Origin of the sequence: Nocardioides sp. BP30, assembly GCF_029873215.1 — a bacterium.
Classification (GTDB): Bacteria; Actinomycetota; Actinomycetes; order Propionibacteriales; family Nocardioidaceae; genus Nocardioides.
Map to the genome: position 1 here is coordinate 3,156,878 of NZ_CP123620.1, position 26,234 is coordinate 3,183,111.

The following is a 26,234-nucleotide window of genomic DNA, read 5'->3' on the forward strand; positions in this document are numbered from 1 at the left end:
TGTCTTCACCAGTGATGGACCGAGGGCTGGGTGCCCGAGACCGATCAGGTGTTCGAAGCCTTGAGAACGAAGGCGAGGGCGATGCCGATGATGGCAAGGGCCTCGGCGAGCGCGAACCCGAGGATCGCGATCGACTGGAGGCGGCTCTGCGCCTCCGGCTGACGGGCCACACCAGAGATGTAGGCCGCGAAGATCAGACCGATACCGATACCCGGGCCGATAGCGGCCAGGCCGTAGCCGATCATGTTGAGCGAGCCACCCATGACTCTTCCTTTCGGTTGTTTTCCGCTTCGGACGAAGCAGTTGGTGTGATGAGTTGCGACGATCCGCCGAGCGGATCTCAGTGCTCGTCGGCGAGCGCACCCTGGAGGTACATCGCGTTGAGCAGAGTGAAGACGTAGGCCTGCAGGAACTGGACCAGGATCTCGAGGAAGCTGATCAGGATCGCCAGGACCCAGGCGAGCGGGCCGGCGACGTAGCCGACGCCACCGACGTGCTGGATGAGGTAGAGACCGCCGGTCGCGAACAGCAGCAGCAGCAGGTGGCCGGCGAACATGTTGCAGAACAGACGCAGGGCCAGCGTGACCGGACGGACCAGGATGTTGGAGAAGAACTCCAGCGGGATCAGCAGCGGGTACATCAACGGCGTGACGCCCGAAGGGACGCACTGGAGCTTGAGATAGCCCAGGAGCCCGTGCTTCTTGACGCCGACCGCGTTGTAGACCACCCAGCTCACCGCCGCCAGCGCGTACGCCATCGAGGCACGCGAGAAGGCCGGGAACTGCAGGAACGGGATGGTGGCGAACAGGTTGTTCACCAAGATGAAGAAGAACAGCGTGACCAGGTACGGCACGAACCGGAGGAAGTCGTGGCTGCCGATCACGTCACGGGCGATGCTGTTGCGCACCATGCCGTAGGCGCTCTCGCCGGCGTACTGCAGGCGACCGGGCACCAGCGACCCGCGGCGGATCGCGAGGAAGAAGAACCCGAAGACGACGATCGCGGCGAGCACCAGCAGGAACATCGCCTTGGTGATCTCGTGGCCACCGATGCTGAAGAAGCCCGGGAGGTCGAAGTTCGCCGGGCCCGGGGCGTTGAACTCCTCGGCTCGGATCACGGAACTCACTGTGCCTCCTGCTTCGTCATGTCTTGTGGTGAGGGTCGTGCTGGTGTGGCTGCTGTGGCTGTGGTGGTGCGGAGCGGCTGAAGCGCGCCCAGGTCATGTAGATCCCCATGGCCGCTCCGGCGCAGATCCCGACCGCTACCAGGAACGAGGTCCCCAACCAGCGATCGAGCAGCCAGCCGATGAGGCCGTAGACGGCCACGCCGGAGACCGTGTAGGCGAAGGCGCGCCACGGGTCCCCGTGCGGATCGTCCTGCGACGAGCGCTCGGGGTCGTTCACGCCCCGGACAATAACAGCACTGGTGACTCATCGCTCACCCGCGGTGGTGCGCTGGACGGGCAGATCGTAGAGCGGGATCCGACGGCGCACCGCCAGCCGCACCTGGGCCGCGGTCCAGGTCAGCGCGACGCAGATCGCGGCGATGCCGAGGGCGCGCGACTCGGCCGCGGCGGCGAAGGCGTTCGAGCGGTCGACGGCGGCCAGGATCACGAGCAGCAACAGGAGCTGGAGGGCGTAGGTCAGCAGCGCGAAGATCAGCGCCGCCGACGGCATCACGGTCGCGACGAGGTCGACGATCAGAGCGCCGCCGACCAGGACACCGAAGGTGAGACCGGTGCCGACCAGCGCGGCTGCTGCGGCTCCCCCGCCACTGACCAGTGCCGCGACCACGGCGACGACCATGCCGGCGAGCGCCGCGACAGACGCCGCACCGAGCAGCGTTCCGGCGCTCGAGGCGCGGAACATCTTGCTCGACTCGGTCGTCATCATCGGCGGCCGTTTCCGGTGGGGGTCAGGGCAACGACCAGTTTCTAAGCCGAACCTGATCGCTCGTGAAAACTATCACGAGCGCGGGTCGATGCCGAAATGGATCGTTCAACCCTGGTCCGGCCCGCTGGTCAGCGCCGGCTGGGCCGGGTGCCCGGGCGCCGACACCTTCGGCAGCAGGAACGTCAGGGCGAGCGTCACCAGCACCATCGCGATGACGCCACCCCACATCCACGGACCGGTGTAGAGGCTGGCGAGCACCGATCCGAAGCCGATCAGCGCGGCCCACAGCCACATGATCAGCACGGCGCGCCGCTGGGAGTGACCGATCTCCAGCAGCCGGTGGTGCAGATGCATCTTGTCCGGGGCGAAGGGCGAGCGCCCTGCACGCGTACGTCGTACGACCGCCAGCACCAGGTCGGTGAACGGCACGATCAGGATCGTCACCGGCAGCAGCACCGGGAGCAGCGTCGGCAGCAGGCTGGCACGCGCTCCCCCGGCGCCCTCGGAGAGCTGCTCGGAGGAGAACTGACCCGAGAGGCTCACGGCACTCGCCGACAGGACCAGTCCGATCAGCATCGAGCCGCTGTCGCCCATGAAGAGCCGGGCGGGGTGCCAGTTGTGCACCAGGAAGCCGCTGCACGCACCGGCGAGCGCGGCGCTGAGCAGGGCGGCGGTGGTGGCGTGGCTCAGGCCGTTGGCCCGGGTCAGCTCGTAGGAGAACAGGAAGAACGCGACAGCGCCGATGCCGACCACGCCGGCGGCGAGACCGTCGAGACCGTCGACGAAGTTGACGGCGTTGATGGTCGCCACCACCACGATCCCGGTGAACAGCGCCCCCTGGGCCAGGTCGAGGGTGAAGACCGAGCCGTCGGACCAGGTGATGAACGTGTACTGGATCTGGAAGTAGATCAGGACGGACACGGCGAGCACCTGGCCGCCGAGCTTGGTGAGCGCGTCGAGCTCGAAGATGTCGTCGATCACCCCGACCGCGCAGATCAGCGCGCCGGCGATCAGCACGACACCGGCGTCGTGGACGACGAATGGCTGCGACTCGGTGAGGAAGGGCATGTGTCGCGCCACCACGTAGGCGGCACCCAGGCCGCCGAGCATGGCCAGGCCGCCCAGGTACGGGATCGGCTCGTCGTGCACGTCACGGTCCCGGACGCGAGCCACCGCACCGGTGCGCAGCGCGATCTCGCGCGCCACCACCGTGAGCAGGTAGGTGACAGCCCCGGCGACGAGGAAGAGCAGGAGGTAGGCGCGCACGCTTCTTCTCCTACCTCAGTCTTCCCGCACGACGCCCTGGACGCTGACCCCGTGCGGGGCCAGGACGGCGTCGATCTTCTCCACGGCGAGCGCGCCCAGCCGCAGCAGCCGCGGTTCGGCGGCGGTGGCGTCGAGGATCGTCGAGGCCTCGCCGCCGGGCACGGGGCCGTCGTCGACGATCACCTCCACGTCCCCGCCGAGCATGTCCTCGGCCTCGTCCGCGTCCAGCGCGGCCGGGTGGCCGGTCTTGTTCGCCGAGCTGACCGCCAGCGGGCCGGTCCGGCCGAGGATCTCCAGTGTGAGCGGGTGGTCCGGGACGCGGACGGCCACGGTCCCCCGGGTCTCCCCCAGGTCCCACTGCAAGGAGGCCTGCTGGTGCAGCACGAGGGTCAGCGGTCCGGGCCAGAACTCGACGAACAGGGCCCGCGCCCAGTCGGGGATACGGACCGCCAGCGCGTCGACGGTCGCGGCCGCGTTCACCAGCACCGGCGGCGGCATCTCCCGGCCCCGGCCCTTGGCTGCCAGCAGCTTGCGCACCGCCGCGGGGTCGAAGGCGTCGGCGGCGATCCCGTAGACCGTGTCGGTCGGGATCACAGCCACCTCGCCCGCCCGCAACGCCTGCGTCGCAGCGGCGATCGCCGTTTCACGCTCCTCGTCGGTGCCGGTGGAAACGCGCGTGCTCATGGAGGTCATCGTGCCAGCCTCGCGGTCACGAAGCGCGGTCGACCTGCCAGGTCCCGGTGATCGCGTACGTCGGCCCAGCGTCCGCTCGCGCTGAAGACGGCCGGCGCCAGCTCACCCTGCTCGTCGGCGTGCTCGAAGCCGACCACCCCTCCCGGGCGCAGCAGGGCGGCGGCTCGTCGCTCCAGGACGCGGATGGCGTCGAGCCCGTCGTCACCCGAGAAGAGCGCGAGGTGCGGGTCGTGGTCGCGGGCCTCGGCGGCGACCGACTCCCAGGCCTCCAGCGGGATGTACGGCGGGTTGCAGACCACCACGTCGACGGTCCCGTCCAGGTCGGCGAAGGCCGTCGCCATGTCACCCTGCCGCAGGTCGACACCCGTCCCCGCGAGATTGCGCTGGGCCCAGGCGTAGGCGTCCTCGCTCAGCTCCACGGCGTGCACCCGGGCCGGCGCGCACTCGTCCGTGATGGACCTGGCGATGGCACCGGAGCCGGTGCACAGGTCGACGACGATCGGCGGCGCGCCCGACCCGCCGGCCGCCTGCTGCGCCTGCCGCAGGGCGTCGATCGCCCACCCGGCCAACAGCTCGGTCTCGGGGCGCGGGACGAACACGCCCGGCCCCACCGCCAGCTCGACGTGCCGGAAGTACGCCACGCCGGTCAGGTGCTGCAGCGGCTCGCGCGCGGCGCGGCGTGCCACCAGTTGCTCGAAAGCCTCGACGCGGTCCGCAGCGACCTGGTCCACCAGCACGAGCCGGGCCCGGTCGGTACCGAGCACGTGCGCGAGGAGCTCTGCCGCGTCGTACGCCGGGCTGGCGACGCCGCCCTCCTGGAGCGACCGCGTCGCCGCGGCCAGCAGGGCGCGGCGCGAGGCGGACTCGCTCACCTGTCCAGGGCCTCGAGCCGCGCCGCCAGATCGGCCTCGACGGCGGACTCGATGACAGGGCCGAGGTCCCCGTCGAGCACCTGGTCGAGGTTGTAGGCCTTGTAGCCGGTGCGGTGGTCGGAGATCCGGTTCTCCGGGAAGTTGTAGGTGCGGATCCGCTCGGAGCGGTCGACCGTCCGCACCTGGCTGCGGCGGGCGTCGCTGGCCTCGGCGTCGGCGGCCTCCTGAGCGGCCTGCAGGAGCCGGGCACGCAGGATGCGCAGGGCCTGGTCCTTGTTCTGCAGCTGCGACTTCTCGTTCTGGCAGCTGACCACGATCCCCGTGGGCAGGTGGGTGATCCGGACCGCCGAGTCGGTGGTGTTCACACTCTGCCCACCGGGCCCCGAGCTGCGGAAGACGTCGATGCGCAGGTCGTTCTCGTTGATCTCGACGTCGACCTGCTCCGCCTCCGGCATCACCAGCACGCCGGCGGCCGAGGTGTGCACACGCCCCTGACTCTCGGTCACCGGGACGCGCTGCACGCGGTGCACGCCGCCCTCGAACTTCAGCAGCGCGTACGGCGCCCGCCCCGGCTCGGGCGTGCCCTTGGCCTTGACCGCCACCGTGACCGACTTGTAGCCGCCGAGGTCCGACTCCGTCGCGTCCAGCAGCTCGACCTTCCAGCCCAGCCGCTCGGCGTAGCGGGTGTACATCCGCAGCAGGTCGCCGGCGAACAGCGCCGACTCCTCCCCGCCCTCGCCCGACTTGACCTCGAGCAGGGTGTCCTTGTCGTCGGCCGGATCGCGGGGCACCAGCAGCCGCCGCAGCCGCTCCTCGGCCTCGCCGCGGCGTACCGTCAGGGCCTCGGCCTCCTCGGCGAACGCCGGGTCCTCGGCCGCGAGGTCGCGGGCGGCCTCGATGTCGTCGGCGAGCTGCTGCCACTCGCGCCACGCGCCGATGATGGCGTTGAGCTGGGCGTAGCGCTGATTGAGCCGCTTCGCGAGCCGTGCGTCGGCGTGCGTCTCGGGCTCGGCGAGGCGCTTCTCCAGCGCGGCGTGCTCCTCGACGAGCCCCTCTACTGCCTCGAACTGCGCCATCTGCGCCTCCTGGACGTTGGACCCTGTACGTGCAGAAATGACGAGCGCCGACCTTCCCCGGACGGAGAAGGTCGGCGCTCGGAAGGCGCTACTTGTTCTTCTTGCCGTAGCGAGCCTCGAAGCGGGCCACGCGGCCGCCGGTGTCGAGGATCTTCTGCTTGCCGGTGTAGAACGGGTGGCATGCGCTGCAGACGTCGGCGCGAATGACGCCGTCGGTCTTGGTGCTGCGGGTGGTGAACGTGGCGCCGCAGGTGCAGGTGACCTGGGTCTCCACGTAGGTCGGGTGGATGTCAGCCTTCATGGTGTCCTCATCTCTTGGGGTGCCGGGTCGCCTTCGCGGACTGCGAGACGTGAACCGGAACCGACGGGCAATCTTACGAACAACGACCGCCGCCCACCAATTCCCTCGCGGGTCCGATGTGCGGCGGCCGTCGCTCGCGCGGGCCGAGAACGGTCAGTCGCCGTCGGTGCCCGGCGTCGTCTTCTGCACCTGCATCAGGAACTCGACGTTGCTGTGCGTCTTCTTCAGCCGCTCGAGCAGCAGCTCGAGGGCCTGCTGGCCGTCGAGTCCGGAGAGGACGCGACGCAGCTTCCAGATGATCGCCAGCTCCTCCTTGCTCACCAGCAGCTCCTCGCGGCGGGTGCCGGACTGGATGGCGTCGATCGCCGGGAAGAGGCGCTTCTCGGCGAAGTCGCGACGCAGCCGGATCTCCATGTTCCCGGTGCCCTTGAACTCCTCGAAGATCACCTCGTCCATCTTCGAGCCCGACTCGATCAGCGCGGTGGCCAGGATCGTCAGGGAGCCGCCGTTCTCGATGTTGCGGGCGGCGCCGAAGAACTTCTTCGGCGGGTAGAGCGCGGCCGAGTCGACACCGCCGGAGAGGATCCGCCCACTGGCCGGGGCGGCCAGGTTGTAGGCGCGACCCAGGCGGGTGATGCCGTCGAGCAGTACCACGACGTCGTGGCCCAGCTCGACCAGGCGCTTGGCCCGCTCGATCGCCAGCTCGGCGACGATGGTGTGGTCGCTGGCCGGACGGTCGAAGGTGCTGGAGATGACCTCGCCCTTGACCGAGCGCTGGAAGTCGGTGACCTCCTCGGGCCGCTCGTCGACCAGGACGACCATCAGGTGGCACTCGGGGTTGTTGATCGTGATCGAGTTGGCGATCGACTGCATGATCATCGTCTTGCCGGCCTTCGCCGGCGAGACGATGAGGCCGCGCTGGCCCTTGCCGATCGGCGCGGCGATGTCGATGACCCGACCGATCATGTTGGCCGCGTCGGTCTCCATCCGCAGCCGCTCGTTGGCGTAGAGCGGCGTCAGCTTGGCGAAGTCGACCCGGCTCGCGGCCTGCGCCGGGTCGGTCCCGTTGACGCTGTCGATGCGGACCATCGGGTTGAACTTCTCCTTGCGCTCGCCCTCGCGGGGCTGGCGCACCTGGCCGACGATCGCGTCGCCACGGCGCAGGCCGAGCTTGCGCACCATCGACAGCGAGACGTAGACGTCCTCGGGGCCCGGCAGGTAGCCGCTGGTGCGCACGAAGGCGTAGTTGTCGAGGACGTCGAGGATGCCGGCGGCCGGCACGAGGACGTCGTCGTCGCGGACCTCGGTGTCGAAGTCCCCCCGTACGGCGCCGGCCGGACGGTTGCGCTCACGGTCGCGACCGCGCCGACGGCGATTGCGACGGCTGCCGTCGCCGTCGACGTCGCCGGCAGCGTTGTTGTTGGCGGCGTTGTTGGCGGCGTTGTGAGCGCTGCCCTGGTTGTCCTGGTTGCCCTGGGTTCCCTGGGTTCCCTGGTTGCCCTGGGTTCCCTGGTTGCCCTGGTTGCCCTGGTGGTGCTGGTTGCCGGCGCGCTCGCCCGACGCGCGGCTCTGGCTCTGGCCCTGACCGTGCCCCTGGGTCCGGTTCTGGTTCTGGCGCGACTGGCGCTCGCGCTGCGGGCCCTCGTCGTGCTGCCCGTCGTCGTGCCCGGACTCGCGCTCACCGGCGGACCGGCTCTCGACGGGCGCGTCGGTGCGGCCCTCGGTGCCGCTGGACGATGCCGCAGCGTCGGCCTTCGGCTTGCGCTGCCGCTCGCGGCGCGGGCGGGTCTCCCCGGTGGCCGAGCCCTCGTTCGCACCGTCGCCCGACGGCGTGGCGGTAGGTGCCGTCGCCGCGGCCGTCGTCTCGCCGGCCGCCGCAGCAGCCTCGACACCGCGACCGGAGCGGGCGGCACGGGTCCGCGCCGGCTTCTCGACCGCTGCGGGCTGCTCGGAGGACGCCTGCTCGTCGGTCGACGCCGACTTCTCGGGCTTCTCGGGCTTCTCGGCCCTGGCACGCGCGGGACGCTGCGTCGCCCGCTGGGTGGGGCGGCTGCCCTGCGCGTCCTTGATCGCCTCGACCAGCTGGGCCTTCTTCATGCTGCCCGAGCCGGCGATGCCCATGCCGCTGGCCATCGCCTTGAGATCGGCGAGCAGCATGGAGTTGAGTCCACCGGCGGCCTTCTTCTTCGGCGCTGCCTCGGTGGATTCGATGGTTTCCGTCACGTGAGGTCCTTCCCACGTATCACAGCCGGGCGCACCGGACGGTCCGCCCATGGCTTGTCTTGTCGAAACCTCCCTCCCCGACGGCGGACCGGCCTGCGGTCTCGACGGTTGTGCAGAGCAGATCTGCACGGGAACTGGAGGGAAGTGCGCACCCTGCGTGCAGAAGGCCGATCAGGCGCTGCTGCGCGGTGGGTACGACGCCGGAAGCCCGGCGCCCGGACAATGTAGCACTGGTGTGGCGCGAATCATTCCTCGACCCGCGCACCGGTCGGGTCGATGGCGAGGGCACGGCCCAGCCAGCCCTGCGGCGTACGGGCGAGGAGGGTGTCGGCGTCGTGGCCGCCGGTGAAGGCGAGGACCGTGGGCCCGGCGCCGGAGACGACGGCGGGCACCCCGTCGGCCCGGAGCGCGTCGACCAGGGCCAACGACTCGGGCATGGCCGGCCGCCGGAAGTCCTGGTGCAGGTAGTCGCGGGTGGCGCGCCACAGCTGATCGGGCCGGCCGGCCAGCGCCGCCACCAGCAGCGCGGTCCGGCCGGCGTCAGCGGCGGCGTCGGCGTGCGGCACCGTGCCGGGCAGCAGGCCCCGCGCGATGACGGTCTCCACCCCGCCCGGCGGGATGAGGACCACCGCACCGATGCCGGTGGCCACCGGCGAGGGGACGGAGTAGAACTCCTCACCCTCGCGGCCCGAGATGGTGAAGCCGCCGTACATCGCCGGGGCGACGTTGTCCGGGTGGCCCTCGAGCTCGGCGGCCAACCGGAAGGCGGCGTCGTCGTCGAGCCGGTCGGCGCCGCCGGCGACGAGGGCCCGCGCGAGCACGATGCCACCGACGATCGCGGCCGAGGAGGAGCCCAGGCCGCGGGCGTGCGGGATGACGTTGCGACAGCTCAGCCGCAGCCCGGGCGGCTGCTCCCCGAGTGCGGCGAACGCTGCGCGCATCGAGCGGACGACCAGGTGCGACTCGTCGCGCGGCACTGCCGCTGCGCCGGCCCCGTCGACCTCCACCTCCAGGCCCGCTGGGAGCACCTCTGCGACGAGGGTGTCGCGCAGGTCGAGGGCAAGGCCCAGCGAGTCGAAGCCGGGACCGAGGTTGGCCGAGGTGGCCGGCACCGTGACGGTGACCGGTCCTGCGACGAACGTCTGTGCCATCGACGTCCGCCGGTCAGATCAGGCCGGCGGCCGCCGCGGCGGCGTCGATGTCGGCATCGATGACCACGTCGGGCACCTCACCGAAGAACTCCAACGCAGTGACGGTGTCCTTGAGACCGTGACCGGTCACCGTGACGACGGTGACCTTGCCGACGTAGCCGCGGGCCACCTCGTCCCCCGCCGCGACGTCGTCGAGGAGGCCCGCCACGCCGGCTGCCGAGGCCGGCTCGACGAAGATCCCGTCCCGGCGCGCCAGCTCGGCCTGCGCCGCCAGGATCTGCTCGTCGGAGAGCGCCTTGAAGCGACCGCCGGAGGCGTCCTTGGCAGCCTCCGCGAGCTTCCAGGACGCCGGGTTTCCGATCCGGATCGCCGTCGCGCGGGTCTCCGGGTGCTCGACCGGGTGGCCGAGCACGAGTGGCGCGGCACCCTCGGCCTGGAAGGCGCGCATGACGGGCGTCCTGGTCGCCCTGCCGGCCGCCAGGTACTGGGTGTAGCCGAGCCAGTAGGCGCTCAGGTTGCCGGCGTTGCCGATCGGCATCAGGTGGAAGTCGGGGGCATCGCCGAGCCGGTCGACGACCTCGAAGGAGGCGGTCTTCTGACCTTCCAGCCGGACCGGGTTGACGCTGTTGACCAGGGCGACCGGGTAGTGCTCGGCCAGACCGCGCGACATCTTGAGGCAGTCGTCGAAGTTGCCACGCACCCGCAGCACCTGGGCGCCGTGGACCAGCGCCTGGGCCAGCTTGCTCGCCGAGATCTTGCCGTCGGGGACGAGCACGATCGGGGTGATGCCGGCCTTGGCTGCGTACGCGGCCATCGACGCCGACGTGTTGCCGGTGGAGGCGCACACGCAGGCCTTCGCGCCCTCGTGCACCGCCACCGAGACCGCGGCGGTCATCCCACGATCCTTGAACGAGCCGGTCGGGTTCGCCCCCTCGACCTTGATCCAGACCTCACCACCGGTGACGCCGGAGAGCCAGGCCGAGTGCACCAGCGGCGTACCGCCCTCGCCCAGCGTGATCGCGGGCGTCGCCGCCGGGATGTCGAGCAACTCGCGGTACTCCTCGATGAGGCCGCGCCACTGGGCGCTGGTGGTGCTCATTCTTCTCCCTCCACGCGCATCACCGAGGTGACGTCGCGCACGATGTCCATGGTGCGCAGCCGCTCCACCGTCGCGCTGAGCTGGGCGTCGGTGGCGGTGTGCGAGACGACCACGAGCTGGGCGTCGGCACCCCGCCCCTCCTGCCGCACGGTCTGGATGGAGACACCGTGCTCGGCGAAGGCCAGCGCGACGGCGGAGAGCACGCCGGCGCGGTCGTCGACGTCGATCGCGACGTGGTAGCGGGTCAGCGTCTCGCCCATCGGCAGCACCGCGCGGGCGGCGTACGCCGACGCGGCGACGCCCTTGGTCCCGGCGACCAGGTTGCGGGCCACCGTCACGAGGTCGCCCAGGACGGCGCTGGCCGTGGGGGCTCCGCCGGCGCCGCGGCCGTAGAACATCAGCTGCCCGGCGGCCTCGGACTCCACGAAGACGGCGTTGTAGGCGTCCCGCACGCTCGCGAGCGGGTGCTCGCGGGGGATCATCGCGGGGTGCACCCGGGCACTGACGGCGCTCTGCCCGTCGGCGTCGTGCTTGAGCTCGGCGATGGCGAGCAGCTTGACCACGCAGCCCATGTCCTTCGCCGAGGCGACGTCGGCCGCGGTGACGTCCGAGATGCCCTCGCGGTGCACGTCACTGCCGGTCACCCGGGTGTGGAAGGCCAGGCTCGCCAGGATCGCCGCCTTCGCGGCCGCGTCGAACGCCTCGACGTCAGCGGTCGGATCCGCCTCGGCATAGCCGAGTTCCTGGGCCTCGGCGAGCGCCTCGGCGAAGCCCGCGCCGTAGGTGTCCATCTTGTCGAGGATGTAGTTGGTAGTGCCGTTGACGATGCCGATCACCTTGGTCACCCGGTCGCCGGCCAGCGAGTCCCGCAGCGGCCGCAGGATCGGGATGGCACCGGCCACCGCCGCCTCGTAGTACAGGTCGCGGCCCGCCTTCTCGGCAGCCTCGAAGAGCGTGGCGCCGTCCTCGGCCAGCAGCGCCTTGTTGGCCGTCACGACGCTGGCGCCGTTCTCCAGCGCCGACAGGATCAGGGTGCGGGCCGGCTCGATGCCGCCGATGACCTCGACCACGATGTCGACGTCGTCGCGGGCCACGAGCGCCGGCCCGTCGGTGGTGAGCAGCTCAGCCGGTACGTCGACCTCGCGGGGCGCGTCCAGGCGCCGTACGGCGACGCCCCTGAGCACGACCGGAGCGCCGATCCTCGCCGCCAGGTCGTCGGCCTGCTCCTCGAGCAGCCGGACCACCTGCGAGCCGACGACGCCGCAGCCCAGCAGGGCCACGCCCAGGGGGCGCGCGCCGGGGACGGAGGCGGAAGCCACGGGTTGAGTGCTCACCGGCCAAGCGTATCGGCGAAGCGCCCGGGCGGCTGAACCGTGTCAGGACTCTGGACAGCCGCTGCGCCGCGACGCGCGAGCCCAGGACGGTGGGACCGCGGGCAGCGCGCATGGCAACGGGCCCCGGCGGAACCGGGGCCCGTTGCCGGCGGAACGGATGAGGGTCGTCATCGACCCACGGCGGACCGCTCCGCTGCGATCTCCAGTGGCCTACTTGAAGGCGTCCTTGACCTTCTCGCCGGCCTGCTTGAGGTCGGCCTTCGCCTTGTCCATCTTGCCCTCGGCCTGCGTGCTCTCGTCGCCGGTGGCGCCGCCGTACCGCTCCTTGGCCTCGCCCTTCAGTTCCTCGGCCTTGTTGCCCAGCTTGTCGTCGAAACCCATCGGTTGCCTCCTTGCTGTCGGAGATCAACCGGTACCCGATGCTCGACGTCCTATGAACGCTGTGGAGGCGTTACGGATTCAGCCGACGTCGGTCGCCAGCAGGTCGTCCACGGTCTCGCGGCGCACGATCACCCGTGCGACACCGTCCTTGACCGCCACCACCGGCGGACGCAGCGCGTGGTTGTAGTTCGACGCCATCGAGCGGCCGTAGGCGCCCGTGCCGGGGACCGCGATCAGGTCGCCGGGGCCGATGTCACCGGGCAGGAACTCGTCCTTGACCACGATGTCGCCGGATTCGCAGTGCTTGCCGACCACGCGGGCCAGCACCGGCGCCGCGGTCGACGGCCGGGACGCGAGCGTGCAGGAGTAGTCGGCGTCGTAGAGGGCGGGTCGGATGTTGTCGCTCATGCCGCCGTCGACGCTGACGTAGGTCCGCCGGGCACCGCCGTCGAGGCTGACCTCCTTGACGGTGCCCACGGTGTAGACGGTGCACATCGCCGGCCCGACGATGGCGCGCCCGGGCTCGATCGAGAGGTGCGGTACGTCGAGGCCGAGCGCGGCGCACTCCCCCGTCACGATCCGGGTGATCTGCGCGGCCAGCTCGGCCGGTTCGGCCGGGTCGTCCTGCGTCGTGTAGGCGATGCCGAAGCCACCGCCGAGGTCGAGCTCGGGCATCGGGTGACCCAGCTCGGTCGCGACCCGGGCGTGCAGACCCAGGACCCGGCGCGCCGCGACCTCCCAGCCGGAGGTGTCGAAGATCTGGCTGCCGATGTGGCTGTGCAGGCCGCGCAGCTCCAGGCTCGCCGCGGCGACCACGTGTCGCGCCGCCTCGAACCCGTCGCCGGCGCTGATCGAGAAGCCGAACTTCTGGTCCTCGTGCGCTGTGGCGATGAACTCGTGGGTGTGCGCCTCCACCCCCGCCGTCACCCGGACCATCACCGGCTGGACCACGCCGAGCTGGGCGGCGATGTCGGCCAGGCGCTCGATCTCGACGAAGGAGTCGACGATGATCCGCCCGACGCCGACGTGCACGGCCCGCCGCAGCTCCATCGCCGACTTGTTGTTGCCGTGGTAGCCGATCCTGCCCGGATCGATGCCGGCACGCAGCGCGACGCTCAGCTCGCCGTCGGAGCAGACGTCGAGGAAGAGCTCCTCCTCGGCCACCCACCGGGCGACGGCCGTGCTGAGGAACGCCTTGCCCGCGTAGTAGACGTCGTACCCCTCGAACCCGTCGCGGAAGGCGCGCGCACGGGTGCGGAAGTCGTCCTCGTCGAGCACGTAGGCGGGGGTGTTGACGTTCGCCACCAGGTCGGCGACGGAGAGACCGCCGATGCGCAGGACACCGTCGACCTTCTGCGCCGTACGCGACCACAGCAGCGGCACGAGGGCGTTGACGTCGGCCGGCTCACGCAGCCACACCGGAGACGTGCCGGCGAAGTCGCCGGGCGGGACGCGGCCGCTCATCGGCCGCTCACATCCGCTCCGGCGCGGTGACGCCGAGCAGGCCCAGGCCGTTGCGGATGACGGTCTGGGTCGCCACCACGAGCACCAGCCGGGCGAGGTTCGCCGGGCCGACCGGCTCGTCGCCCTGCGGCAGCATCCGGCACTCCTTGGTGTCGTACCACTTGTTGAACGTCGAGGCGGTGTCCTCGAGGTAGCGGGCGACGCGGTGCGGCTCGCGCAGCTCGGCCGCGCTGGCGACCACGCGCGGGAAGTCCGCCAGCGCGCGCAGCAGCTCGCCGTCACGCTCGTGCGAGAGCTGGCTCGGGTCGAAGTCGTCCCCGGTCGGCAGCACCATGCCGAGGTCGGTGGCGTTGGCCACCATCCGGCAGGTGCGGGCGTGGGCGTACTGGACGTAGTAGACCGGGTTGTCGTTGGACGCCTTGGTGATCTCGGCGACGTCGAGCGTCAGCGGGCTGTCGGCGGGATAGCGCGCCAGCGAGTAGCGCAGCGCGTCGACGCCGATCTCCTCGGCCAGCTCGTGCAGCGTCACGATCGTCCCGGCCCGCTTGGAGAGCTTGAGCTCGGCGCCGTCGCGCAGGATCTTGACCAGCTGCCCGATCAGGACGTCGAGGGTCTGCGCCGGGTCGTCGCCTACGCAGGCGGCCATCGCCTTGAGCCGGCCGACGTAGCCGTGGTGGTCGGCGCCGAGCAGGTAGAGACACCTGTCGAAGCCGCGGGCGCGCTTGTTGAGGTAGTAGGCGGTGTCGGAGGCGAAGTAGGTCAGCTCGCCGTCGGACTTGATCAGGACGCGGTCCTTGTCGTCGCCGAAGTCGGTGGTGCGCATCCAGAGCGCGCCGCCCTCCTCGTAGACGTGGCCGAGCTCCTTGAGCCTCTTGAGCGTGTCGGGTACGCCGCCCGACCCGTCGCCGCTGTCGTGCAGCGACAGCTCGGAGAACCACACGTCGAAGTGGGTGTTGAAGAAGGAGAGCTGGTCCTGCTGCTCCTGGAGCTGGAGCTCGTAGCCCTTGGCCCGCACCGCGGTGCGGCGCTCCTCCACGCCGTAGCCGTCGGTCAGCTCGAAGATCCCGGGGACGGCGTCGCCGACCGCCGTGGCCAGGTCGTTGATGTAGGCCCCGGCGTACCCGTCCTCCGGCTTGGGCTGACCGGTCGCCGCCGCGATGATCGAGTCCGCGAAGTGGTTCATCTGCACGCCGCGGTCGTTGATGTAGAACTCGCGGGTGACCTCCGCGCCGGCGGCCGAGAGCACCCGGCCGATCGCGTCGCCGAGCACTGCCCAGCGGGTGTGGCCGAGGTGGAGCGGGCCGGTCGGGTTGGCCGAGATGAACTCGACGTTGATCCGCTGGCCCTGCAGCGTGTCGGTGTGGCCGTAACCGGCGCCGGCCGCGACGATCTGGGCCGCGAGCACGCCCTGCGCACCGGCCTCGACGGTGATGTTGAGGAAGCCCGGACCCGCGATCTCCACGTCGGCCACCCCGTCGACGGCCTTGAGACCGGTCGCGATCAGCTCGGCCAGCGCGCGTGGGTTCGTGGCAGCGCCCCCGATCACGGCGCGCCGTGCCAGCTGCATCGCCACGTTGGTGGCGTAGTCACCGTGACCCTTCTGCCGGGGTCGCTCCACCGTCACGCTGGTCGGGACGCCGTCGGGAAGGGCGAGCGCGCCATCTTCCGACAGCGTCGTCAGGACGTCGACGATCGCGGTGGAGAGCTGTTCAGGGGTCACCGGTCAACCCTATCGGCGCTCGCGCCCAACCCCCGCACCGATATCCCGCGGCCGGACGCCGTCGTGCACGCTCCCAGGACCCCGCCCCGCTCGACGGAGGCTCGGTGGAGGATCGGTAGAGGCTCGACGGGGCGCCCCGACGTGCCCGGTTTCACCCTCGTCGCCCGGGGGCTGTAGGGTCGCTCTCGCACTGCTCGCGGTGCATGCCTTCGTAGCTCAGGGGATAGAGCACTGGTTTCCGGTACCAGGTGTCGCAGGTTCGAATCCTGCCGAAGGCGCTCCGAGATGTCGCGCGACATCGGAAGCCGCCGGACCTGCGCATGCGGGGCCGGCGGTGGTGATTTCGGCAGCTCCGGCGGCCCGGTCAGACCTGCGGCTGCTCGAGGGCCGACTCCGATCGGAGCAGCGCCACCAGGTCCGCCAGCGGCATCGGCCGGTGCAGCAGGTAGCCCTGGACCATGCTGTACGGCGCGTCCTCGCAGATGATGTCGAGCTGTGAGGCGCGCTCGATGCCCTCGATCACCACGTGGAAGCCCAGCGTCCGGCCCATCTCCATCACCGAGCGCAGGAGTCCGCGGGCACGGTCGTCCTGGTCGATGTTCGCCGAGAGCGCCGCATCGGCCTTGATCACCCGCGCCGGGAGCTCGTGCAGGTAGCTGATCGAGGAGAAGCCGACCCCGAAGTCGTCGATCGCGAACCTCACCCCGAGGTCGGCGATCGCGCGCATCACGGCGAGGACCTCGCCGGTGAGGTCGACGCCCTGCCGTTCGGTGATCTCCAGGATCAGGTACATCCCGGCCGTGGCCCGGGCCGCGGAGCGGACGGTGTCGATGAAGCCCGGGCTGCGCAGCTGGGCGGCGGAGATGTTGACGCTCAGCGAGAACGGCTCGCCCTCGGTGACCAGCAGGGCGGCGGCGTCGGTGCCGACCCGGCGCAGCACCGCCTCGCCCAACGCGATGATCAGCCCTGTCTCCTCGGCGATGCCGATGAAGGTGTCCGGCGGCACCGGGACCCCGGCGCGGTTCCATCGGGCGAGCGCCTCCGCGCCGACGACCCGCCCGGTCGCCACCTGGACCACCGGCTGGTAGACGACCTCGATCTGGTCGGCCTCGACAGCGCCGCGCAGGTCGTCGATCAGCTCGAGCCGATCGACCCGTGCCCGGCCCATCGCCGGCTGGTACTCCACGCAGCGGCCCTTCCCGCCGGCCTTGGCCTCGTACATCGCCAGGTCGGCGTTGCGCAGCAGGCTGGCGGCGGTGTCGTGACCGCGGTCGAAGGCGACACCGACGCTGACGCCGAGTCGGATCGCCTGACCGCCGACCACCGTGCCCTCCTCGACGGCGGCGAGGATCCGCTGGCACATCGCCGGTACGCCGAGAGGGTCGACGTCCTCGACCAGCACCGCGAACTCGTCGCCGCCGAGTCGCGCCACCGTGTCGCCCTCGCGGACGCAGTCGCGCAACCGGCCGGCGATGTCGACCAGCACGAGGTCGCCGGCGCCGTGGCCGAACCGGTCGTTGACGGGTTTGAAGCCGTCCAGGTCCAAGAAGAGCAGCGCCGTCTGGGTGTTGGACTCCCGGGCCCGTTCGAGCGCCTGGGTGACCCGGTCGAGCAGGATGGCACGGTTCGGCAGGTCGGTCAGCGGGTCGTGCCGGGCCAGGTGCAGCATCTCGTCGATGAGATCGATGCGGGCCATGGCGTCCGAGGCGACAGCCGCCAGCGCACGCAGCGCCTGCTGGTCCCCGGTGACGGTGGCCCGGGCCCGGTGCGCCGCTCGGGCGACCACCCAGGCGGTCTCCTCCCCCAGCTGCACCTCCACCCCGATCTCGCCCTCGGCCGGGGCCGCACTGCGGATCTGCACGTCCTTCATCTGCAGCAGCTCGGCGGCGTCGCGCGCGAGCGCCTCGGCCACCGCCTGCCGGTCGGCCAGCGACTGCGCCCGGCCCGCGGCCCCGAAGAGCACCGTCAGCCGGCGGGCGTTCTCCCGGCCACGGGTCACCGCCCTGGTGGCGATCAGGAGCGTGACGAGCGGGATGCCGAACAGGATGAGCGTCCACGACGGTGTCGCCCGCGCGACCACCGCCGCGAGGTAGCCGAGCGAGTCGAGCGGGACGAAGCAGGCGATCGCCGGCACCGTGCCGGTCTGGACCAGTGTCGACCTGAGCGGGGAGCCGCTGGAGAGGGTGATCGCGACGGCCGAGAGCACGTAGTCGGTCACGAAGTAGGTCACGGCGGCCAGCGCCACGGCCAGCAGGCCGCGCGGTGACTCGATGGTGGTGCCGTCGATGATCGCGCCGTACACGACCGTCGCCAGCGCGCCGCCGACGATGCCGACGCCGATGTTGAACACCCGAGCCGCCGCGCGCTTCCCGGACAGCGCCTGGGTCGCCAGCACGCCGGCGCTCCACACGATCACCGCCTGGGCGCTCTCCATCGTGCAGAGCAGGAACATGAGCACGGAGGAGTCGAAGCCGACCTCGATCCCGGAGGCCCCCGCATCGAGCACCATCGGGAAGCGGGCGATGACCACGATCAGCGGGACGCCGATCACCGCCGCCGCGACGAAGTGCGTCCCGACACCGCCGCCCCGCGCGACCTCGGCGACCGCCGCCACGACGGCGACGATGCCCAGGGCCAGGATCAGCAGGTGGTAGGACCACTCGCGCACCTGCGCGGCGCGTGCGGATGAGGTCGGCATCCGTGGGGCTCCCGATGGTCGGCTCGTGGGTAGGGGCTGGTAGAGCCCCCGTTACCCGGAATCACCCGGAGGCCCTGCGAACAGGATCCCTGTGTTCATCGGCGGGTGTGACCATTTCCTGCGACTCCCTGCGGCGCGTCGTGTGCCGAGACCCCGTGGCGGGAGGCGTGCGCGCCGCCGCCGCAGACGCGTTCCATGGTCGGCATGGGCGTGATGGCGGCACCCTCCCGTAGGCTGGCGGCGCTCGTGGCTGCAGGAACCCGGTGCGACTCCGGGGCGGTTCCGCCACTGTGATCCCTCCGGGGACAGCCAGACACTGGCCGCGGGCCGGGGGCCTCCGCACCAGCGGACGCACCCGCCATCCGACCGCAAGCCGGGGCGAGAACCCCGGAGGAGGAGACCCGGCCGTGCCGTCCCCTGCGCTGAACGCGACGCCGTCCCCCCGGATCGCGCTGCTCTCCACGTCCGACACCGATCTGCTCTCCGCCCGCGGCAGCGGCGCGGCCTACGCGTGGGCGAACCCCGCTCGCAGCAGCGACGCCGACCTGACGGCGCTCACCGAGGGCGCGGCGCTGGTCGTCGTACGTCATCTCGGCTCCCCGCACGACCTGTGGCCGGGTGTCGCGCAGGTGCGGGCGGCGGGCACGCCGGTGGTGGTGCTCGGCGGCGAGGTCACGCCCAGCGCCGAGCTGATGGAGCTCTCCACCGTGCCGGTCGGCCTCGCGGCGCAGGCCCATCGCTACCTCGCCGAGGGCGGCCCGGTGAACCTCGGCCAGCTGCACGCCTTCCTGAGCGACACCGTCCTGCTGACGGGTGAGGGCTTCGAGCCCCCGATGAGCGTGCCGGTCTGGGGCTACGCCGAGCGTCCGGACTCCCCGGAGCGTCCGCTCCCGCGCATCGGGGTGCTCTACTACCGCGCCCACGAGGTGAGCGGCAACGCCGGCTTCGCCCATGCGCTGGCCGATGCCGTCGACGCCACCGGGACCGCCGTCGGCGTCCCGATCTTCGCCAGCTCGCTGCGCAGCGCACCCGAGGAGCTGTACGACGCGTTCGCCACCCTCGACGCGCTGGTCGTGACGGTGCTCGCGGCCGGTGGCAGCACCCCGGCCGCAGCGAGCGCCGGCGGCGAGGACGAGGCCTGGGACGTCGCCCGGATCGCCGCCCTCGACATCCCGGTGCTGCAGGGGCTGTGCCTGACGAGCAGCCGCGCCGAGTGGGCGGACTCCGACGACGGCGTCACGCCGCTGGACTCCGCCACCCAGATCGCCATCCCGGAGTTCGACGGCCGGATCATCACCGTGCCGTTCTCGTTCAAGGAGATCGACGAGCAGGGCCTGCCGCGCTACGTCGCCGACCCCGAGCGCTGTGCCCGTGTCGCCAGGATCGCGGTGCGCCACGCGCGACTGCGGCACCTCCCCAACGCCGAGAAGCGGCTGGCCCTGGTGCTCTCGGCGTACCCGACCAAGCACGCGCGGATCGGCAACGCCGTCGGGCTCGACACCCCCGTCTCCGCGGTCCGGCTGCTGCGCCGGCTGCGCGCGGAGGGGTACGACGTCGGCGACGGCTTCGGCGTGCTCGACCTGGCCGACGACACCGAGGCGGGCGATGCGCTGATCCATGCCCTGATCGCTGCCGGCGGGCAGGACGAGGAGTGGCTCACCGACCTGCAGCTGACCGAGGCGCACGTGCGGGTCAGCGCCGAGGACTACCGCAGCTGGACAGCTGATCTCGCCCCCGCCCTGCGGACGGCGATGACCGAGCAGTGGGGCCCGGCGCCCGGATCGCTGTTCGTCAACGACCGTGACGAGCTCGTGCTGGCGACGCTGCAGGCCGGCAACGTGGTCATCATGATCCAGCCGCCGCGCGGCTTCGGCGAGAACCCGGTCGCGATCTACCACGACCCCGACCTGGCGCCGACCCACCACTACCTGGCCGCCTACCGCTGGCTCGCCGCGCCGATCGAGCAGCACGGCTTCGGGGCCGACGCGGTCGTGCACCTGGGCAAACACGGCTCGCTGGAGTGGCTGCCGGGCAAGAACGCCGCCCTCTCGGCCGCCTGCGGCACCGACGCGGTGCTCGGCGACCTGCCGCTGATCTACCCGTTCCTGGTCAACGACCCCGGCGAGGGGGCTCAGGCCAAGCGCCGCGCGCACGCCGTCCTGGTCGATCACCTCGTCCCGCCGATGGCCCGCGCGGAGGCGTACGGCGACATCGCCCGCCTCGAGCAGCTGCTCGACGAGTACGGCAACATCGCCGCGATGGACCCGGCCAAGCTGCCGGCGATCCGCGGCGAGATCTGGACGCTGATGAAGGCCGCCGAGCTCCATCGCGACCTCGGCCTGGACGAGCGGCCCGAGGACGAGGAGTTCGACGACTTCATCCTGCACGTCGACGGCTGGCTGTGCGAGATCAAGGACGCCCAGATCCGCGACGGTCTGCACGTGCTCGGCGCGGCCCCGTCCGGCGCTGCGCGGGTCAACCTCGTGCTCGCCGTCCTGCGGGCGGCCCAGGTGTGGGGCGGTGTCGGGAACGCGGTGCCGGGGTTGCGTACGGCGCTGGGTCTGGCAGCGGAGGCCGGTGCCGTGGAGACCGACGCGTTCGAGGCGCAGGCCCGCGAGCTGGTCGAGGCGATGGAGAAGGCCGACTGGGACCCCGCCGCGGTCGCCGCCTTGCACGAGTCACCGGAGGTGGGCGCGGTGCTGACCTTCGCCGCCACCCAGGTCGTCCCGCGGCTGGCCCGCACGACCGATGAGCTCGACGCCGTGCTGCACGCCCTCGAGGGCGGCTTCGTCCGGCCCGGACCGTCCGGCTCGCCGCTGCGCGGGCTGGTCAACGTGCTGCCGACCGGGCGCAACTTCTACACCGTCGACCCGCGGGCCGTTCCGAGCCGGCTGGCCTGGCAGACCGGCCAGGCGATGGCCGACTCGCTGCTGCAGCGCTACCTGGAGGAGACCGGCGAGTACCCCGCCAGCGTCGGCCTCTCCGTCTGGGGCACCAGCGCCATGCGGACCAGCGGCGACGACGTGGCCGAGGTGCTCGCGCTCCTCGGCGTACGTCCGGTCTGGGACGAGGCGTCGCGCCGGGTCAGCGAGCTCGAGGTGATCCCGCTCGAGGAGCTCGGCCGGCCCCGCGTCGACGTGACGGTCCGGATCTCCGGCTTCTTCCGCGACGCCTTCCCGCACGTGGTCGCGATGCTGGACGACGCGGTGCGGCTGGTGATCGACCTCGAGGAGCCGGCGGAGTCCAACTTCGTCCGCGCCCACGCCCGCGCGGACCTGGCCGAGCACGGCGACGCCCGCCGGGCGAGCACCCGGATCTTCGGCTCCAAGCCGGGCTCGTACGGCGCCGGCATCCTCCAGGCCGTCGAGTCCGGCTCGTGGCGCGACGACCAGGACCTGGCCGAGGTCTACACGGTGTGGGGCGGCTTCGCCTACGGCCGCGGCCTGGACGGCGCCCCGGCGGCCGAGGACATGCGGGCCAACTACCGCCGGATCAAGGTCGCGGCCAAGAACGTCGACTCACTCGAGCACGACATCGCCGACTCCGACGACTACTTCCAGTACCACGGCGGCATGGTCGCCACGGTGCGGGCGCTGACCGGCAGCGACCCGAAGGCGTACGTCGGCGACTCCACCCGACCCGACGCGATCCGCACCCGCACCCTGGCCGAGGAGACCGCCCGCGTCTTCCGGGCGCGGGTGGTGAACCCGCGCTGGATCGGCGCGATGCAGCGTCACGGCTACAAGGGCGCCTTCGAGCTCGCGGCGACCGTCGACTACCTGTTCGGCTTCGACGCCACCGCCGGCGTGGTGCACGACTGGATGTACGAGAAGCTGGCGCAGTCCTACGTGCTCGACGAGACCAACCAGGAGTTCCTCAAGCGGTCCAACCCGTGGGCGCTGCGCGGCATCGTCGAGCGGCTGCACGAGGCGGCCGAGCGCGGGCTGTGGCAGGAGCCGGACCCGGACGTGATGGCTCAGCTGCAGCAGGTCTACCTCGAGGTCGAGGGAGACCTGGAGGACCGATGAGCGCTTCGACCGTGCGGGTCATCGGCTTCGGGATGGGTCCGCAGCACGTCACGCCGGAGGCGGCCGACGCGCTGCGGTCCTGCGACTACGTCCTCGCCGCCGCCAAGGGTGCCGAGGACCCGCTGCTGGCGATCAGGCGGGCCGTGTGCGAGCAGTACGGCGCCGAGCTCGTCGCCGTACCCGATCCCGAGCGCGACCGCGACGCCGCGACCACCACCGCGACCGCCGGCTACGACAGGGCGGTGCGGGCCTGGCACACCGCCCGGGTGGAGTCCTACCGGGCGGTGCTGGAGGAGCGCGGCGGCACCGCCGGCTTCCTGGTGTGGGGCGACCCCGCGCTCTACGACTCGACGATCCGGGTCGTGGAGCAGCTCGGCCTCCCCTTCGACGTGATCCCCGGGATCAGTGCGCCCCAGCTGCTCGCCGCCCGGCACAGGATGGTCCTGCACGAGGTCGGCCGGCCGGTGCACCTCACCACCGCCCGCCGGCTGCGCGAGGACATCGCGGCCGGCCAGCGGAACCTGGTCGTGATGCTCGGCTCGGCACCGGATCTGGAGGGGCTGGAGGACTGGCAGGTCTGGTACGGCGCCAACCTCGGCGCGCCCGGCGAGCAGCTCGCGGCCGGACGCCTCGGCGATGTCGGCGAGGCCTCGCTGCGGGTCGCCCGGGAGCACGCCCGCGCTATCGACGGCTGGGTGATGGACCTCTACCTCCTGCGGGGCCCGCGATGAGCACCGAGATCCCGGCGGGGCACAGCGTGCTCGCCTTCCCGGTCCCGGAGCTGGACGCCTGGGTGCGCGACCGGACGCGGCACTACGACGCGTCCTTCGTCTCCGCCGACCCGGCCTTCGTGCACGCCCACATCACCGTGCTCGGGCCGTGGCTGGCCTCGCCGGGGCCGGACGACCTGGGCCGGGTGGCCGAGGTGCTGGCCGAAACCGAGCCGATCGACGTCACCCTCGGCGCGGTGCACGCCTTCCCCGACGGGTTGCTCCACCTGCGGCCGGTGCCCGAGGACCCGATCCGGGACCTCACCGCCAGGCTGACGCAGGAGTTCCCCGACCACCCGCCGTACGGCGGGGCCTATCCCGACCCCACCCCGCACCTCACGCTCGACCAGGTCTCGACCGGGTCGGCCGCCGGGGATCCGGTCACCGCCCACACGGTCAGCCAACGGCTGGGCGAGACCCTCCCGGTGACGGTCCGGCTCGATCGTCTCGACCTGCAGTGGTGGGCCAACCACGACTGCCGCCTGCTGCACTCCTGGTGGCTCGGCGAGCAGCCCGAGCAGCCGGAGCAGGCGTCATGAGCCGGCCGCACGGCCTGCTGGTCGCGGGCACGACCTCCGATGCCGGCAAGTCGGTCGTCACCACCGGGCTGTGCCGCGCGTTCGCCCGGCGGGGTGTGAAGGTGGCGCCCTACAAGGCCCAGAACATGTCGAACAACTCGATGGTCGTGCGGTCCGGGGACGGGTACGCCGAGATCGGGCGCGCGCAGTGGGTGCAGGCGCTGGCCGCCGGGGCGACGCCCGAGCCGGCGATGAACCCGGTGCTGCTCAAGCCGGGCAGCGACCGACGCAGCCACGTCGTCCTCATGGGCCGGCCCGCCGGTGCCGTCTCCGCCGCCGACTGGGTGCACGGCCGGCGTCACCTCGCCCGCTCGGCGCACGAGGCCTTCGACGACCTGGCCACGCGCTACGACGTCATCGTCGCGGAGGGCGCGGGCAGTCCCGCCGAGATCAACCTGCGCGCCGGCGACTACGTGAACATGGGGCTGGCACGCCATGCGGACCTGCCGACGATCGTGGTCGGCGACATCGACCGGGGCGGCGTCTTCGCCGCGCTGTTGGGGACCGTGGCGCTGCTCTCGCCCGCCGACCAGGCCCTGGTCGCCGGGTTCGTGATGAACAAGTTCCGCGGCGACCTCGGGCTGCTGGCACCGGGGCTGGAGATGCTGGCCCGGGCGACCGGGCGACCCACCTTCGGCGTACTCCCCTGGGATCCGTCGCTGTGGCTGGACTCGGAGGACGCGCTCGACCTGGACGGCAGGCGGGCGGACGGTGCGGTGACGGCCGCCTCGACCCGGCGGGTGGCGGTGGTCCGGCTCCCCCGGATCAGCAACTTCACCGATGTCGACGCGCTCGGCCTCGAGCCGGAGCTCGACGTCGTCTTCGCCTCCTCGCCACGGGACCTGGCCGACGCCGATCTGGTGGTGCTTCCCGGCACCCGGGCCACCATCAGCGACCTGGCCTGGCTGCGCGCTCGGGGGCTGGATCGGGCCGTGGTCGCCCACGCCGAGGCGGGGCGGCCCGTGCTCGGCATCTGTGGCGGATGCCAGATGCTGGGCCGATCGATCAGCGACCCCGAGGGTGTGGAAGGCGTTGAGGGTGCCGCGGTGAAGGGCCTGGGCCTGCTCGACCTGACGACCGCCTTCGAGGCGGAGAAGACGCTGCGGCTGCACGACCCGGCCGGCTACGAGATCCACCACGGCCGGATCAGCGGCGAGACCGCGTCCGGTGCTGTCAGCGGCACGATGGTGCACGGTCGGCTCGAGGACGACGACTTCCGCGCCGGCTACCTGCGCGCCGCCCTCGGCGTCGCCTCGCGGGCGTCGTTCCCCGCCGCCCGCGAGGCGCGGCTGGACCTGCTCAGCGACCTGGTCGAACAGCACCTCGACGTCGACGGCCTGCTCGAGCTGGCGATGAAGGGTGCCCCGGCGGGACTGCCCGTGCTGCCGCCCGGAGACGTGCTGTGAGGCTGCTGCTGCTCGGCGGGACGGCGGAGGCGCGCGACCTGGCCGCCCGGCTCGTCGAGGGCGGCGTGGACGTCACGTCCTCACTGGCCGGCCGGGTGGCACGACCCCGGCTGCCCCTCGGGCCGGTCCGGATCGGCGGCTTCGGTGGTGTGCCGGGCCTGGTCGCAGCGCTGGCGGACTACGACGCGGTCGTGGATGCGACCCATCCGTTCGCGCGCGGGATCTCGGTGAACGCTGCCTCCGCGTGCGCGGCGACCGGACGGCCGTTGCTGCGTCTGGAGCGGCCCGGCTGGGAGCCCGACGCATCCTGGCACTACGCCGACACCCACGAGGAGGCGGCCGCCCGGACGGCGGCTCTCGGCACCCGGCCCTTCCTCACCGTGGGCCGGCAGGAGCTCGCGCGCTTCGTCCCCGCGCTCGGCGCGCTGCCGACGCTCGCCCGGGTCGTCGACGAGCCGGCGTTCGAGCTGCCGCCGGCCTGGACCCTGATCTCCAGCCGCGGCCCCTACCCCCTCGCCGGCGAGCTGGCGCTGATGCGCTCACACGCCGTCGACGTGCTGGTCACCAAGGACTCCGGCGGTCGTCACACCTGGGCCAAGGTGGAGGCCGCCGGCGTGCTGGGCGTGCCGGTGGTCGTGGTGCGCCGGCCGCCCGCCCCCGCAGGGATCCGGACGGTCGCTGAGGTCGACGCGGCGCTCGCCTGGGTACGGGGGCTGGGATGAGGACCCTGGTCACCGGCGGCGTGCGATCGGGCAAGTCCCGGCACGCCGAGTCGCTGCTCCCCGCCACCGGCCCGGTGACCTACGTCGCGCCGGGCCCGGCGATCGACGACGCCGACTGGGCCGATCGCATCGCTGTCCATCGGGCAGCCCGCTCCGCGTCCTGGACGACGTTGGAGACCCACCACCTGGCCGTCGGGCTGGCGGTCGAGGGTCCCGTGATCGTCGACTGCCTCGGCACCTGGCTGACGGCGACCCTGGACGAGCGCGAGCTGTGGGAGGCGCCGCCGGCCGAGGTGACGGCGGTGGTCCGCCGGCTGGTGGCCGAGGCCGCCGCCGTCCTCACCCGACGCACGGCTGACACCGTGCTGGTGACCAACGAGGTGGGGCTCGGCGTCGTACCCGCGCACCGGTCGGGCCGGCTGTTCCGCGACCTGCTCGGCCTGGTCAACCAGGAGCTCGCCGCGGTCTGCGACCAGGTGCACCTGGTGATCGCCGGCCGGGTGATGCGGCTCTAGCCGGTCCTGGCGTCGGCTCGGGACAGGATGACGAGCGCCTCGTGC

The 26,234-nt window shown here is 71.9% G+C and carries 23 protein-coding genes, 1 tRNA gene and 1 riboswitch; of the genes, 7 read left to right on the plus strand and 17 right to left on the minus strand.

The features are described 5' to 3' along the window. Positions 1–44: 44 nt before the first annotated feature. From atpE to argS, 16 genes are all read right to left on the minus strand, one after another. Positions 45–263 (minus strand): ATP synthase F0 subunit C, encoded by a 219-nt coding sequence (gene atpE, locus P5P86_RS14905; protein WP_280608234.1) that lies wholly within the window; start codon positions 261–263, stop codon positions 45–47. A gap of 77 nt (positions 264–340) precedes the next feature. Beyond that, positions 341–1,126, minus strand: coding sequence for a F0F1 ATP synthase subunit A (atpB, locus tag P5P86_RS14910; protein ID WP_280608235.1), 786 nt, complete (start codon positions 1,124–1,126; stop codon positions 341–343). 16 nt (positions 1,127–1,142) lie between these two features. Next, positions 1,143–1,403, minus strand: a complete 261-nt coding sequence (locus tag P5P86_RS14915; RefSeq protein ID WP_280608236.1) for an AtpZ/AtpI family protein — start codon at positions 1,401–1,403, stop codon at positions 1,143–1,145. A 27-nt stretch (positions 1,404–1,430) separates the two neighbouring features. Continuing rightward, a complete protein-coding gene (locus P5P86_RS14920; RefSeq protein WP_280608237.1) occupies positions 1,431–1,892 on the minus strand; it encodes a hypothetical protein in 462 nt (153 codons plus the stop codon). 105 nt (positions 1,893–1,997) lie between these two features. Continuing rightward, positions 1,998–3,158, minus strand: a complete 1,161-nt coding sequence (locus P5P86_RS14925) for a glycosyltransferase family 4 protein (protein ID WP_280608238.1) — start codon at positions 3,156–3,158, stop codon at positions 1,998–2,000. 15 nt (positions 3,159–3,173) lie between these two features. Then, a complete protein-coding gene (locus P5P86_RS14930) occupies positions 3,174–3,842 on the minus strand; it encodes an L-threonylcarbamoyladenylate synthase (RefSeq protein WP_280608239.1) in 669 nt (222 codons plus the stop codon). A gap of 5 nt (positions 3,843–3,847) precedes the next feature. Next, a complete protein-coding gene (prmC, locus tag P5P86_RS14935) occupies positions 3,848–4,723 on the minus strand; it encodes a peptide chain release factor N(5)-glutamine methyltransferase (RefSeq protein ID WP_280608240.1) in 876 nt (291 codons plus the stop codon). After that, on the minus strand, positions 4,720–5,799 hold the full coding sequence (prfA, locus tag P5P86_RS14940) for a peptide chain release factor 1 (protein WP_280608241.1): 1,080 nt from the start codon (positions 5,797–5,799) through the stop codon (positions 4,720–4,722). The genes prmC and prfA overlap by 4 nt, the downstream gene beginning before the upstream one ends. A gap of 88 nt (positions 5,800–5,887) precedes the next feature. Next, positions 5,888–6,100: a 50S ribosomal protein L31 gene (gene rpmE, locus P5P86_RS14945; protein ID WP_280608242.1), complete on the minus strand. Its 213-nt coding sequence runs from the start codon at positions 6,098–6,100 to the stop codon at positions 5,888–5,890. Between the two features lie 153 nt (positions 6,101–6,253). Then, the gene (rho, locus tag P5P86_RS14950) at positions 6,254–8,323 is read right to left on the minus strand and encodes a transcription termination factor Rho (protein ID WP_280608243.1); all 2,070 of its coding nucleotides are present in this window, start codon (positions 8,321–8,323) and stop codon (positions 6,254–6,256) included. Between the two features lie 245 nt (positions 8,324–8,568). Then, a complete protein-coding gene (gene thrB, locus P5P86_RS14955; protein ID WP_280608244.1) occupies positions 8,569–9,474 on the minus strand; it encodes a homoserine kinase in 906 nt (301 codons plus the stop codon). A 13-nt stretch (positions 9,475–9,487) separates the two neighbouring features. Further along, positions 9,488–10,573, minus strand: a complete 1,086-nt coding sequence (gene thrC, locus P5P86_RS14960; RefSeq protein ID WP_280608245.1) for a threonine synthase — start codon at positions 10,571–10,573, stop codon at positions 9,488–9,490. Beyond that, positions 10,570–11,892, minus strand: coding sequence for a homoserine dehydrogenase (locus P5P86_RS14965; protein WP_280611267.1), 1,323 nt, complete (start codon positions 11,890–11,892; stop codon positions 10,570–10,572). The genes thrC and P5P86_RS14965 overlap by 4 nt, the downstream gene beginning before the upstream one ends. A gap of 225 nt (positions 11,893–12,117) precedes the next feature. Continuing rightward, entirely contained in the window at positions 12,118–12,288 is a 171-nt protein-coding gene (locus P5P86_RS14970; RefSeq protein ID WP_280608246.1) for a CsbD family protein, read from the minus strand. Between the two features lie 78 nt (positions 12,289–12,366). After that, positions 12,367–13,752, minus strand: a complete 1,386-nt coding sequence (lysA, locus tag P5P86_RS14975) for a diaminopimelate decarboxylase (protein WP_280608247.1) — start codon at positions 13,750–13,752, stop codon at positions 12,367–12,369. A gap of 7 nt (positions 13,753–13,759) precedes the next feature. Then, a complete protein-coding gene (gene argS, locus P5P86_RS14980; protein ID WP_280608248.1) occupies positions 13,760–15,472 on the minus strand; it encodes an arginine--tRNA ligase in 1,713 nt (570 codons plus the stop codon). Between the two features lie 205 nt (positions 15,473–15,677). Here argS and P5P86_RS14985 point away from each other — a divergent pair. After that, a tRNA-Arg gene (locus tag P5P86_RS14985) sits at positions 15,678–15,750 on the plus strand. 86 nt (positions 15,751–15,836) lie between these two features. On the opposite strand, the gene P5P86_RS14990 is transcribed toward P5P86_RS14985, so the two are convergent. Further along, entirely contained in the window at positions 15,837–18,170 is a 2,334-nt protein-coding gene (locus P5P86_RS14990; RefSeq protein WP_280608249.1) for a putative bifunctional diguanylate cyclase/phosphodiesterase, read from the minus strand. 230 nt (positions 18,171–18,400) lie between these two features. Continuing rightward, positions 18,401–18,509, plus strand: a riboswitch (cobalamin riboswitch). 68 nt (positions 18,510–18,577) lie between these two features. On the opposite strand from P5P86_RS14990, the gene cobN reads away from it, so the two are divergent. Genes cobN through P5P86_RS15020 form a run of 6 tightly spaced genes read left to right on the plus strand, consistent with a single transcriptional unit; the run spans position 18,578 to position 26,189 of the window. Further along, a complete protein-coding gene (gene cobN / locus P5P86_RS14995; protein ID WP_280608250.1) occupies positions 18,578–22,198 on the plus strand; it encodes a cobaltochelatase subunit CobN in 3,621 nt (1,206 codons plus the stop codon). Beyond that, entirely contained in the window at positions 22,195–22,929 is a 735-nt protein-coding gene (locus P5P86_RS15000; protein ID WP_280608251.1) for a precorrin 6A synthase, read from the plus strand. The genes cobN and P5P86_RS15000 overlap by 4 nt, the downstream gene beginning before the upstream one ends. After that, entirely contained in the window at positions 22,926–23,507 is a 582-nt protein-coding gene (locus P5P86_RS15005; RefSeq protein WP_280608252.1) for a 2'-5' RNA ligase family protein, read from the plus strand. The genes P5P86_RS15000 and P5P86_RS15005 overlap by 4 nt, the downstream gene beginning before the upstream one ends. Next, positions 23,504–24,952, plus strand: coding sequence for a cobyric acid synthase (locus P5P86_RS15010; RefSeq protein WP_280608253.1), 1,449 nt, complete (start codon positions 23,504–23,506; stop codon positions 24,950–24,952). Before P5P86_RS15005 ends, P5P86_RS15010 begins: the two co-directional genes overlap by 4 nt. Then, on the plus strand, positions 24,949–25,674 hold the full coding sequence (locus P5P86_RS15015) for a cobalt-precorrin-6A reductase (RefSeq protein WP_280608254.1): 726 nt from the start codon (positions 24,949–24,951) through the stop codon (positions 25,672–25,674). The genes P5P86_RS15010 and P5P86_RS15015 overlap by 4 nt, the downstream gene beginning before the upstream one ends. After that, positions 25,671–26,189, plus strand: coding sequence for a bifunctional adenosylcobinamide kinase/adenosylcobinamide-phosphate guanylyltransferase (locus P5P86_RS15020; RefSeq protein WP_280608255.1), 519 nt, complete (start codon positions 25,671–25,673; stop codon positions 26,187–26,189). The genes P5P86_RS15015 and P5P86_RS15020 overlap by 4 nt, the downstream gene beginning before the upstream one ends. Positions 26,190–26,234: the final 45 nt, after the last annotated feature.

Excerpts from the sequence above, each read along its gene's own strand:
- rpmE (WP_280608242.1), bottom strand. The coding sequence starts at position 6,100 with ATGAAGGCTGACATCCACCCGACCTACGTGGAGACCCAGGTCACCTGC.
- P5P86_RS15020 (WP_280608255.1), top strand. The coding sequence starts at position 25,671 with ATGAGGACCCTGGTCACCGGCGGCGTGCGATCGGGCAAGTCCCGGCAC.
- P5P86_RS15000 (WP_280608251.1), top strand. The coding sequence starts at position 22,195 with ATGAGCGCTTCGACCGTGCGGGTCATCGGCTTCGGGATGGGTCCGCAG.
- P5P86_RS14930 (WP_280608239.1), bottom strand. The coding sequence starts at position 3,842 with ATGAGCACGCGCGTTTCCACCGGCACCGACGAGGAGCGTGAAACGGCG.
- thrC (WP_280608245.1), bottom strand. The coding sequence starts at position 10,573 with ATGAGCACCACCAGCGCCCAGTGGCGCGGCCTCATCGAGGAGTACCGC.
- P5P86_RS14970 (WP_280608246.1), bottom strand. The coding sequence starts at position 12,288 with ATGGGTTTCGACGACAAGCTGGGCAACAAGGCCGAGGAACTGAAGGGC.
- P5P86_RS14920 (WP_280608237.1), bottom strand. The coding sequence starts at position 1,892 with ATGATGACGACCGAGTCGAGCAAGATGTTCCGCGCCTCGAGCGCCGGA.
- atpE (WP_280608234.1), bottom strand. The coding sequence starts at position 263 with ATGGGTGGCTCGCTCAACATGATCGGCTACGGCCTGGCCGCTATCGGC.
- P5P86_RS14990 (WP_280608249.1), bottom strand. The coding sequence starts at position 18,170 with ATGCCGACCTCATCCGCACGCGCCGCGCAGGTGCGCGAGTGGTCCTAC.
- lysA (WP_280608247.1), bottom strand. The coding sequence starts at position 13,752 with ATGAGCGGCCGCGTCCCGCCCGGCGACTTCGCCGGCACGTCTCCGGTG.
- prfA (WP_280608241.1), bottom strand. The coding sequence starts at position 5,799 with ATGGCGCAGTTCGAGGCAGTAGAGGGGCTCGTCGAGGAGCACGCCGCG.
- P5P86_RS15005 (WP_280608252.1), top strand. The coding sequence starts at position 22,926 with ATGAGCACCGAGATCCCGGCGGGGCACAGCGTGCTCGCCTTCCCGGTC.
- P5P86_RS15010 (WP_280608253.1), top strand. The coding sequence starts at position 23,504 with ATGAGCCGGCCGCACGGCCTGCTGGTCGCGGGCACGACCTCCGATGCC.
- thrB (WP_280608244.1), bottom strand. The coding sequence starts at position 9,474 with ATGGCACAGACGTTCGTCGCAGGACCGGTCACCGTCACGGTGCCGGCC.